This is a genomic window from Frankia sp. KB5 (assembly GCF_002099325.1).
Classification (GTDB): Bacteria; Actinomycetota; Actinomycetes; order Frankiales; family Frankiaceae; genus Frankia; species Frankia casuarinae.
Genome location: NZ_MRUJ01000178.1, coordinates 1 through 10705 on the forward strand (window position 1 = coordinate 1; position 10705 = coordinate 10705).

The 10705-nt window shown below is 69.9% G+C and carries 7 protein-coding genes, 1 pseudogene and 1 CRISPR repeat array; all 8 genes and pseudogenes read right to left on the bottom strand.

The window, feature by feature from the left end:
- Positions 1–133: 133 nt before the first annotated feature.
- The 8 genes and pseudogenes from cas2e to KBI5_RS17270 all read right to left on the bottom strand — a co-directional run bounded on the left by cas2e (position 134) and on the right by KBI5_RS17270 (position 10159).
- Positions 134–439, bottom strand: coding sequence for a type I-E CRISPR-associated endoribonuclease Cas2e (gene cas2e, locus KBI5_RS17235; protein WP_085015829.1), 306 nt, complete (start codon positions 437–439; stop codon positions 134–136).
- A gap of 182 nt (positions 440–621) precedes the next feature.
- Positions 622–1536 (bottom strand): annotated as a pseudogene (gene cas1e, locus KBI5_RS17240) (type I-E CRISPR-associated endonuclease Cas1e); the annotation flags it as partial.
- Positions 1537–1592: 56 nt separating this feature from the next.
- Positions 1593–2237, bottom strand: coding sequence for a type I-E CRISPR-associated protein Cas6/Cse3/CasE (locus KBI5_RS17245; protein ID WP_157902535.1), 645 nt, complete (start codon positions 2235–2237; stop codon positions 1593–1595).
- Complete coding sequence (gene cas5e, locus KBI5_RS17250) at positions 2234–3016, bottom strand: type I-E CRISPR-associated protein Cas5/CasD (protein ID WP_085015831.1); 783 nt, start codon at positions 3014–3016, stop codon at positions 2234–2236. Before cas5e ends, KBI5_RS17245 begins: the two co-directional genes overlap by 4 nt.
- Complete coding sequence (cas7e, locus tag KBI5_RS17255; protein WP_085015832.1) at positions 3013–4164, bottom strand: type I-E CRISPR-associated protein Cas7/Cse4/CasC; 1152 nt, start codon at positions 4162–4164, stop codon at positions 3013–3015. Before cas7e ends, cas5e begins: the two co-directional genes overlap by 4 nt.
- On the bottom strand, positions 4161–5114 hold the full coding sequence (casB, locus tag KBI5_RS17260; protein ID WP_157902536.1) for a type I-E CRISPR-associated protein Cse2/CasB: 954 nt from the start codon (positions 5112–5114) through the stop codon (positions 4161–4163). The genes cas7e and casB overlap by 4 nt, the downstream gene beginning before the upstream one ends.
- 17 nt (positions 5115–5131) lie before the next feature.
- On the bottom strand, positions 5132–6691 hold the full coding sequence (casA, locus tag KBI5_RS17265) for a type I-E CRISPR-associated protein Cse1/CasA (RefSeq protein WP_157902537.1): 1560 nt from the start codon (positions 6689–6691) through the stop codon (positions 5132–5134).
- A 609-nt stretch (positions 6692–7300) separates the two neighbouring features.
- On the bottom strand, positions 7301–10159 hold the full coding sequence (locus KBI5_RS17270) for a CRISPR-associated endonuclease Cas3'' (RefSeq protein ID WP_085015835.1): 2859 nt from the start codon (positions 10157–10159) through the stop codon (positions 7301–7303).
- Between the two features lie 208 nt (positions 10160–10367).
- Positions 10368–10701: direct repeats of the CRISPR family, unit length 29 nt; unit sequence GTCCTCCCCACGCCCGTGGGGGTGATCCG.
- Positions 10702–10705: the final 4 nt, after the last annotated feature.

Genomic DNA, 10705 nt, shown 5'->3' on the forward strand with positions numbered 1-10705 from the left:
CTACCACACAGCCACCGGAAGCATTGCAAACGCCGCATAAGCCAGATAGGGTTCCCGCTACGCAGGTGTCCGAGAAACGGGGCTCACCTCACACCCCCACGGGCGTGGGGAGGACACTTCGTGAGCTGGGGTTTTAAGGGGGCTCCGGCGTCTGTTGTGGTTGGAGGGCGATGAGTTGGAGACCGTCGAAGTCGAGGACGTGGCGGCGGCGTTCGCCGGCGGTGTGGATCTGGAAGCCCTGTTCGGTGTCGGCGGGGTGGATACACACGGCGGCGCCGTCGGCGATGCAGGCGGCAACGGCGGTCCAGAGTTCGTCGCGGACCCGCGCGGAGACGGTGCCGACGTAGACACCGGCTTTGGGTTCGACGAGCCAGCGGGTGAGGGCGCCGCGTACGTGGTCGGGTACGGCGGTGGTGGCGATGACGATCATTGAGGCCATGGGTCGCCCAGGTTGATGAGGATGTCGTCGTCCTCGAGGTCGCCGTTGTCGAAGGAGGGTGATGTCCTGGGCCCGTCCGGGTCGTCGGCCGCAGCCCCGGCGTCAACGTCGCCGATGACGTCAACGTCGATGTCGATCTCCGTGTCGGCCTCGTCGACGAGGTCGTCGTTGGCGGCCTCTCCGTAGTTGACGCCTGCACGAACGGGGCCAAGGTCGGGGTCCCACAGGTGGACCATGCGGACGGCGAGCGCCTCGCGATCGTCCTCGTCGCGGCCGTCGGTGTCACCGTCGGCGGTGAGAAGCGTCTGGATGTCGCGGACGATGGTCGGGAGAAGTTTGACGAGGCGGAACTCCTCGCGCAGCCGTGCCCGGGCGGCCCGGTCGGGGTCGGTGGAGTCGTGCAGGGCGAAGGCGAGCGGGATGGTGGTCGCCGCCTTGTACAGGTCGGCGATGTCGTAGACGAACGCCAGCTGCGCGCCGCTGTGCACGAATCCCAGCGCCGGAGAGCAGCCCAACGCGCAGACCGCGGCATGCACGACCCCGTACAGGCAGGTGTTCGCCGAGGACAGGGCCAGGTTGACCGGATCCTGCGTGTCCCACGAGTCGGGGTGGTAGTTGCGGCGGAACCGGGCGATGCGATGTTTCTGCGCGAGCAGCTTGTAGTAGGCCTTGACCCGCTGGCCTTCCATCCCCCGCAGCTGCGCGAGGGTGGTGCCGTCAGGGACGTCGACGTTGAACCGCATCCGGTACATCCGGCTCGCGACCCGCGTCCGCGCGTCGTCGTCGGCCCACGCCCGGGCCTGCTTCTCCAGCCAGGCGGTCGTCAGCCCGGAGGGCTGGATGTTCGCGTAGCTGCGGACACCACCGGCGCCGACACACACGATGCTGGTGCCGTGCCGGGCGAAGTGTGCCAGCGCCGGCTGGGTGATCGACGTGCCCGGGCCGAGCAGCACGCAGGACAGCGAAGCGATCGGCAGGTACACCTGCTCGGTGCCGCGCGGTGATTCGACGAAGGCGAGGACACCGGTGCGGTCCCGGGCGATCCGCACCGATTCCATGTAGAGGAACGACAGCGAGTCCGCGACGCGGGGCAGCATCGCCAGCGTCGGCTGGCCGAGGCGCTGCTTCGCCGTCCCACGGGCACGGGCGACGCTCACCGGCCCGCCGCCAGCGGCGCCAGGCTGAGCAGACCAGCACCGTAGGACTTCGCCCGCCCGACCCCGTCGAGCACCGCGCGACGGGCAGCGTCCGGGTCGACGATGACGCCGACACCGTCAAAGCGCGTCAGCGCATGACGGACCCGACCGCCGCCATCCCGGCCGCCGGTGACGTCGTCGAGGGGGGTACCGACGAGGGTACGCAGCGCCAGGCCGCAGTCCGCCGCGCGACGGCTCCACCAGGCATCAGCGTCCGCACCCCGCAACGGAATGATCTTCCCGGACTGCGCGCCGGCATGACGGCCGCCACGTTTCACCGGATTCGCGGTGATGCGGTAATGCACACAGGCTCCGGCGGCCAGCTTCTCCAGGAACGGGCCGAGGGGACGGACATCGGCGCGTGCGTAGCCGACGGGCAGCCGGCGCAGGTCAGGCTCCAGGCGGGTCTGGACCAGCAGCCGGGTGGCAGCGGCCCGCTGCTCGACCCGGAACAGCAGACCCGCGAGCGCGCGGGCGTCGTCACCGAGGTCGTCGGGCAGAAGCTTCATCAGTATCTTGTGCAGCCGGTCGACGTCCGCCAGCTCTCGGCGGGCCTCGCGGTGCCGTTCGTCGACGTGGATCTGGACCAGCCAGGCGTTCACGCCGCCTCCCGATCCAGGCGCATGTAGCGGTACAGCGCATTCTGGTAGGCCCGGCCCGGGCTGTGGCACAGGCCGTCGGGCAGGCTGATCGTCTGCCGGTAGACGCTGCGACGCGCATAGCGGCGGTCGTAGCGGTCGAAACTCACCGGAACGTCAGCCAGTTCGGTCGCGGCGCTGCGACCGTCGGCCGGGGCCGTCTCGGTCCACAGGTCCACGTCCACCTGGCCGTCCGCACCGCGGTCGAAGCGCAGACGCCGCGGCAGCGGCACCACGCTCCGCAGGTCGGCTTCCGGATCTGCGGAGGAGCGGCGCAGCAGCAGCGGCTGGTCCGGTGGGCAGGACCGCCGGCCGAGGAAGGGCTGCCACACCGGCCGCAGAAGCGCGTCCCCGATCGCCGTGATCAGGTCCTCGGGGCCGGTGACGGCGACGGTGAACACGGCGTCGGCCAGGTAGCGCCGGCGGGTGACGATCGTCGCGGTGTTATCCCCCGAGCGGTGCTTGCCCTCCGCGGTCGGGACGGTCCGGCCAGCGGGTAGCCCGCCGCCCACGGTGTGGAAGTCGGTGAGCAGCAGGCCGGGAGCGTCAACCCGCACGCTGAGCCGCAGCGGGTCGAACCCGGTCAGGTCCGACCCGCGTGCCAGGCCCATGGCGGCGGCGAACAGGCCGATCAGTCCCGACCGGGTGGGGAAGCCGGCTGTGTCCCGCTCGGCGGCGAAGGCGCTGTGCTCCCCCCACGACTGCAACGGCCCGGCGAGGCGCAGCACCAGTCCCCCGCTCACGCCGCCCCCGCGACGGCCGGCTCCTCGAAGGCTGCCTCCACGGCCGCTGTCAGCAGCTCCGGATAGCTCTGATGGTGCGTGCCGAGCCCCTTCTCCCGGGGCGTGCCGTCGATCGACGCGTGGCCGTGCAGCACGATCTCGTCGGTGCCCCACACGGTGTGCAGGCCGTGAGCGTACACCGCGAGTTCGTCGCGGGCCTCGAACGCGTAGCCGCCGTCCGCGCCAGCACGCACCGGACGTTCGAAGGCGGCGGCCAGCGAGATCGGCCGGTCGCCGCGCACCGCCACGTAGAGCAGCTCCGGCAGGCTCTTCGGCGCGGTCGCCGTCCGCTTCCCGCTCGGCAGCGCTGAGACGAAACCGCGTAGGAACTCGCGGGTCAGTTCGATCGCCGTCGCGGTGTCACCGTCCAGGTTCACGGCCAGGCCGGCGAGGTCGAGGCTCGCGTACCGGTAGAACACGCCGGCGGAGAACTCCCCGGCGTTCATGTGACCGCTGCCCGCGTCCTCCGGCGAGGGGATGTCGTCGACCGCGGTGAAGAAGTCGATCTCAGGGTCGGTGGCGTGCACGGTGAAGGCATGCGCGACCTGCACCGCCCCGTCGACCTTGCCGCCGGGAAGCTCCGCGAGCATCCGCCCGAACAGGTTGATCGTCGCGTTGCGGCTCGACAGGATCGCCGCGACCTCAGCGGTCGGGAGTACCGCCTTCTGGGTCTTCTTGCCGGCTTCGGCCTCCACGCGGTCGCGGTGGGCGTCGGCCAGCTCCGCGAGCGCGTCCAGTCCCGAGGCGGGCAGGTACAGCAGCACCGACGAAATGTCCCGCCTGTCACGGTCCTTCTCGGTCTTGATGCCGCCCTTGACGGCTGACAGCAGTACCTGAGTGCCGGCGTGCGCGGCGCTCTCCTCCGGCCAGCCTCGGTCGACCAGCCGCCTGGCGACCTCGATGGTGACCCGCCGCGTTCGCACGGCCGGGTCCCCGAGGACCGACTCGACCTCGAGCCGCACCTGACGCTTCCAACACTGACTCGACACCCGGGTCCGCGACTTCCCGCCGTACACGACGGTCTTCGGCGCGCCCAGATCGTCCCTGTTCAGGTTCGCGTAGGGGATCGTCTGCAGCAGGTGGATATCCAGGAATCGGGCGTCGGTCATGGCCGCTTGGTCTCCCCGTTGTTGACGGCGCCGCCGTTGGCGACGCTCGTGTCTGACTGATCGGATGCGGAATCGGCTGGCGCGGGTCGGTCGAGACCGGCTGGCCGGGCATAGCCGTAGAACTGCTGCAACCAGACCTTCGCGACCAGGTCCGCGTCGACACCCCAGTAGGCCAGGTCGAGTAGGAGCCGCACCCAGTCGACCGTGATCTTGTCGGAAGGCAGTTGCCGTACCAGGCGGGGCAGATGCCGGTGCAGCCCGTCCACGTCCTGCCGGCACAGCAACCGCAGCCGCGCGTCCAGCCGCCCGTAGAGGTCGCCCCGCTCCCGGGGGGGAGCCGCGTTCACCGCGTCCGCGAGGCAACGGCCCAGACTGCGGCCAGCTCCGCCCGGCCGCGAGTGACCCGCCCCCGGCGCCGATGCCGTCCCCCCGGCAGTTTCAGCGGCCGCCGCCTGGCCGGCAGGAGTGGCCTCCGGCTCGTTTCCCTCCGACGGCACGCTCTGCGTGTCCACGCCTGGGACCTCGGCCGATGCGTCGACCGGCGCCACCGAGTCCGCTGGGCCCTCCTCGCGGGCCGACCGCGGCTGCGCGGCGATCAGCGCCGCGACCATATAAAACGCCCGCTCCACCGCGGCGATCTCCGCCATGCCGCCGCGACACACGCCGTCGTCCGCTGCGTCACGCACCGCTTTCGGCAGGCATGGGCCCACGATCCGGTGCGCGGGCTGCGTCATCCGGTCATCCGGCTCCCGGCCCAGGCTGCGGCGCAACGCCGCCCGATCCGCAGGCGTCTCCACCGTCTGCCACGCCCGCCTTACGAGGACGCGTGCCGGCCCCTCGAGCACCCGCCAGTGCGCCACCGAGCCGGCCCCCCGCCAGACGGTTGTCACGCTGGCGGCGGGCTGCAGTCCCGCCTGGTCGTCGCTCGACCCGACGCCTTCCCCTGTCACGCCCACTGCCTCCCTGTTCACACGCCAAGCCGCAGTCGATAGCGGTGGCGGACCAGTGCCCGGACCGTTCTCGGATGGGACGCAGCCCGGATTTGATCAACGATGTCGTCGTAGACCCGCTCGGCCTCGCGGACGAACGCCCGCGGCGCGCCCGCGAAGATCGGATCAGCGTTGGTGGCCTGCTCCGCCGCGTCCAGGGTTCGCCAGAACACGCCCTCCGCGAGCGGCCAGTACCGGCCCTCGGCCATCGCGACCCACGGCCCGGCACCCGCGTCCCGGCGCCCAGGCCGTGACGTGCCATCGTCGGCGGGATCAGCCAGATGCGCCCACGCATCCTTCAACGCGTGGACAAGATTGATCCCGACCTTCTCCGCCGCATCGTGCACTAGTTCGATTCCCTGCACGAAGTCGAACTGACCTTCCTCCAGCCAGCGCAGTACCGGCGAGGTCGTCTGGGTGAAGAACTGCCGGTCCCTGGTCTGTCCGTCCTGATCGAACCCGAAGACGCGGACCCGCATGCCGTCCCGGACCTCCGACGGCAGCCGCTCGAYCGCATCGAAGACGCGCGGCCTGCGGATGACGCCGCCCTTGCTTTTCAGCAGCATCGCGTCGAGATCACGCCACAGCGCCCGCGACGAGCTCGCCGGCCGGGGATAGTCCTCGTTCTTCTTGCTCGTCTGATAGATCAGGTAGGGATCGGTGCCAGAGTTCACCTTCTCCCGCCACGCCCAGGTCAACGTCGCGTCGACCGCGTTCTCCCCCGCATCGTCCGGCACGAGCAGTACGGCGTGCTGGAAGCCACCCGTCAGGGCCCGGGCAGCTCCACGCAACGGCGCCGGCCCGCGCAGCGGATCCGGAAGCTCGTCCGCCTCCCACGGCGCCCTGTCGGGTATGCCCTCCCGGTAGTCGTCCTCATCCGCAGGAGCGGGTATCCCGGCGATCAACGACTCGAACAGCGTGCCGCCCACCGGATGACACGACAGCGCCGCCCTCAGCGGCCCCGCGGACGTGTTCCCCTCCGAACGTGCCTTCACCGTCCGCGTCGTGCACCGACCCGACGGCCCGTAGTACAACGCGCCGAGCAGATGCCAGGCCGCCTCGCCCGCCGGGATCGGACGCGGCCTGCCGTCCACATGGTGGCCGAACCAGACCTGGTTGTTCCCCGCCGGCCGACCAAGAACAATCTTGTTCAGCCCGGAGGACGCCGGGCACTGCTCCGCCAACCGTGGATCCTGCAGCCACGGCCGCTCGCCACCGAAAAGATCGAAGCGGCCGCGGTACTCCTCGAAATACCCTCGAACCCTGACGTCGCTGAACCGTTTCTCCGCCAGCACGCGCCGGCGAAGACGCTCGAACTCCTTGCCGGTCAGATCCTCTTCATCCAACCCCGTCACCCGCGCGGCAAGCAGGTAAAGCACCCGCCACAGCCCGGCCGCCGCCGGTGCCAGCGGCACATCGACATCCCTGAACTCATGGGCGTGCAGGAACAGCTCCTCAAGCCCCACAGGCTCCTGCCGCGCGCCGCCGACCACCGGTATCCACGGCCTAACCCGCAGGTCAAACCGCACGTCACTCATCACAGCTTGCTCACCAGCACCCCCGAACCTCATCGCGCCCATCCGATTGCGAATCGCCACGCCAAGCGGCAACGCCAGACGCTATCGACCACCTCCGACAAAACCGCGCCGGGATCGCGAGCACGCACTGACGCCATATGGGGACCAGGACCGTCCCGCGCTACGCCTTGTCAGGACCGGCGATCTCGCCGCAGTCGAGCGGTGTTCGGGGAGGGGACGCCGCTTCGCGGCGTCCCCTCGGGCCACGGTTACCGAGTCGCTCGCGCGAGACCGGTCAGCAGCACCAGCACCACCATGACCACCACGAGCACGACCGTCGACATCCCGGCGACGGCTGCAGCCGTGACAACGTTTGTAGTCATCCGACCTCCTTGTTAATGCGCAAGCGACCCGATCGCTCACGCAGCGCGTTATCGGACAGTCTAGACGAAGTGTCTCGGGTCGAAGAGGCGAGCCCGAGGCCGGTGCACGACAGGTAGGCTCGGGGCCACCTGGTCAGACCAGGCTCGAGTCCTCACTACCAGTGGGGGTGATCCGTGTCTCGGGTCGAAGGATGGCTGATCACGCTGCCCGCTCCTCATAAACATGGGGGTACATCCCTTGGCCGGCTCAGCCCAGCAGGCCAAGGGAGTCATCAAGCAGGAAAAAGCGGGAGCCGACTGCGACGGGCTGCGGCTTGCTGTCGGCACCGAGAACGTGCGGGAGGAGGACCAGGTCCCGCAGGGTGGGGTCCGCGGTCCAGGTCTCCGGTGGCGCGGTCAGGCTGCGGTCTGCGTGACGCCAGGGGCCGTCTCGCATCGGGATGCTCTCGGACAGGACCGCGCGGACCTGCTCCGGTGTGAAGCGCTTCTTCGGCCCCGTTCCCTCCAAGGGCAGCAGCATCGTGCAGGCCCGGTCGAGCCAACGGTGGCCGTCGGCGTCGACGTAGCAGCAGACGACCCGGACCGACGGCGCGCCGAGGCGGGTGGAGATCTGGTCCTCGTCGATCTCCCGTTTGGTCAACCGCTCGAGCGCCAGCACGTTGTGCGGGGACTGGATCGCGGCGACGGCGGCGATACCGCGAGCGGCTTCGTCCTCCATGATGCGTGCGACCTCGTCGTCCGGTGGGTCGACGAGGAACGACTCGTCGTAGACCTTGTCCATCATCGGCTGCACATCCGCCGGGATCCGCACCGGCGCGGGATGACGCTGTTCCAGCAGCTCGTACGTCCGCCGCAGCAGGGCACGGTTATAGATCCGCAGCCAGCGTTTCGGCAGGACGAACTCGCCCCCCTCGCGGCGGGGCACGAGGACGGCGAGCCTCGGTCCACCGGCCGCCCACGCCGGACGCTTACCCGCCTCGTCAACCTGTGGATGACGATGGCAGCGTCCCGCGCGCTGCAGGAGCTGCGCGACCGGCGCAAGGTCGCTGATCACCAGGTCGAAGTCGACGTCCAGCGACTGCTCCGCCACCTGCGTCGCGACCAGGATCGCCGCCCGCGGACGCTTGCCCACCTCCCGGCCGAACTCGGTCGTCACCGTATCGGTGCGTGCCTCCCGCACACGGGCCGGCATCCGCGCATGGAGCAGGGTCACAGTCGGACGGCGCGCAGGATCGGCGGTGTCAGCGCACCAGGTGCGCAGGGCCGTGAACGTCTGCTGGGCTTCGGCGACCGTCGTGCAGACGACCATCGCCGTTCCCCCGTCGCGCAGGATCGGCGCCAGCAGAGTCTGCAGAGCGGCGCGGCGGTCGACGCTGCCCGACAGCGGACGTCCCTCGCTCGGATCGCCGTCCTCCCCCGCCGTGGTCAGCGGCACGTCCACCAGGTCCAACGCGAGCGTGCTCGGGTCCATCTCGAACGACGTCGGGGTGACTCTCGCCGTCGTTCCGTCCGCGTAGATCCACCCGGGATAGGGGACTTCGATCGACGTCCGGTAGCGGCATCCCCGTGCCCCGAGCAGGTAGGCGCGGACCAGCCGCTTCGCGACCTCCTCCGGGACCGTCGCCGACAGCAGAACCACCGGCACCCGCAGCGCCCCCAGCCAGGTCAGCAACCTCGCGAGCAGGTACTGCATGTACGGGTCGTAGGCATGCACCTCGTCGACGACCAGAACCTTGCCCGCCAGACCCAGCATCCGCAGCACGTTGTGCCGCACCGGAAGCACCGTCAGCAGCGCCTGATCAATCGTGCCCACCCCACCCGGAGCCAGCAGACCCTTCTTCGCCCCGCGAAGCCAGGACGACGCAGCGGTCCGCGCACCCTCCCTACCCGGCTCGGCCATCGTTCCCTCGCCGGTGACGATCTCACCGTGGTCGGGAGCTGGCGCGTAGGCACGGTTGAGCCAGGCCATCGAATGCAGCAGCGTCACCGCGGCGCTCGACGCCGGATCCGCCCGCCGGCGCAGATACGCCTCCACCCGGGTGAACATCTGGTCCGCCGTCGCCATCGTCGGCAGCGTCACGACCACTCCTGCCGTCCCCGCCGACCGCCCCATCAGACGAGCCGCGTGCAACGCGGTCTCGGTCTTCCCGAACCCCATCGGTGCCATCACCAGCAGCAGCCCCGGCCCCGACAACAGCGGCGGCAACATCTCCGCAACCGACCGCTGCAACGCGTTCGGCGGATACGCGGGGAACTCCTCGGCGAACGTTCCTTCCCGCAGGACGAGACGGCCAAGACCCGCGTCCGCGGCCAACCGGACGGCCGCGACCATGCTGTCCGCCCGATGCGCACGCAGCCCCGGGAGATCGGCCCATCGACCGTCACGGCTCGCGTGCTGCTGCCGGTGCCGCAGGAAGTCCTCCTGGCTGACGAGCCAGTCCGCCAAGATCACCAGACCACAGATCACCGCCGCGGCCGGGGGCGGAACCTCCGCCGGCGCGGCGGGCGGCCCGAACACGTTCTCGACCGCGGCCAGCACCGCCCGCCGCTGACGCGCCCACTCCGCGCCGCCCATCTCAGGCCGGCGCATCCGCGGATCCTCATCCTGCGGTTTGATCTCATGAAAACAACCGTGATGACCACCCAGAAGCTGCGCGACCCGGCCTGACGACGCATCGTCCATCAGCCCGCCGGCATACCCCAGATCACCGAGCACCTGCGCCAGAAACTGCTGGGTGGCCAGGTCGTGTCCGACCGGAACGCGCGAACCCTCCGACGAATACCCTGTGAGCGCCGAGAACGCGTCACGGTCCTGGACCTGAAACCCCGGAATGATCTTACCGATGTCGTGCAGGGCCGCCCAGAAGGCCACCAGCCTACCGGCGTCCTCCGCCGAACAGCCCAAGGCCGCCGCAACCGAAAGCCGCACCGAATCCGGGATGACCTCCCGCCACAGAACCTCAGCCATCGCCCCCGTATCCAGCAGATGCCACACCAGCGGATACGGTTCGTCCAGCCCCCGCGACTTCCCCCACAGCCACAGATCCACCCGATCCGTCGCCGCGCCATCGGCTGCGCCCGGATCCGAGCATCCCCCGAAACTCATCCAGGCAGACTAGCGTTAGCTTCCCAGCACACCCCACGGGGCAGCGCGCGCGGTCAGAGATCGGAACACCACATTCAAACAGCGATGACGATCCGATCAACCTCATCCAGCAGGCCATCATCAACGGAATAGCCCGGACGCTCTCGAGCCACCCTTCCACTCATCACAACGGACGCCGTGCCGCTTACATAAGCCCAGGTCAGCAAGTGTCCTCCCCACGCCCGTGGGGGTGATCCGCCGACCGCATCGACGCGACCAGCACGGACCTGGTCCTCCCCACGCCCGTGGGGGTGATCCGCGGCGCGGAGCTCGGCGGCCTTGTCCTGCTGGGTCCTCCCCACGCCCGTGGGGGTGATCCGCTGCGCGATGATCGCCCGGAACGTCGACGATTGTCCTCCCCACGCCCGTGGGGGTGATCCGGAACTCTTCTCAAGATCCTTATTGGGAATGCGGTCCTCCCCACGCCCGTGGGGGTGATCCGTACGAGGACTAGGGCCACGTCCTGAGCCCCCTGTCCTCCCCACGCCCGTGGGAGTGATCCGGCCG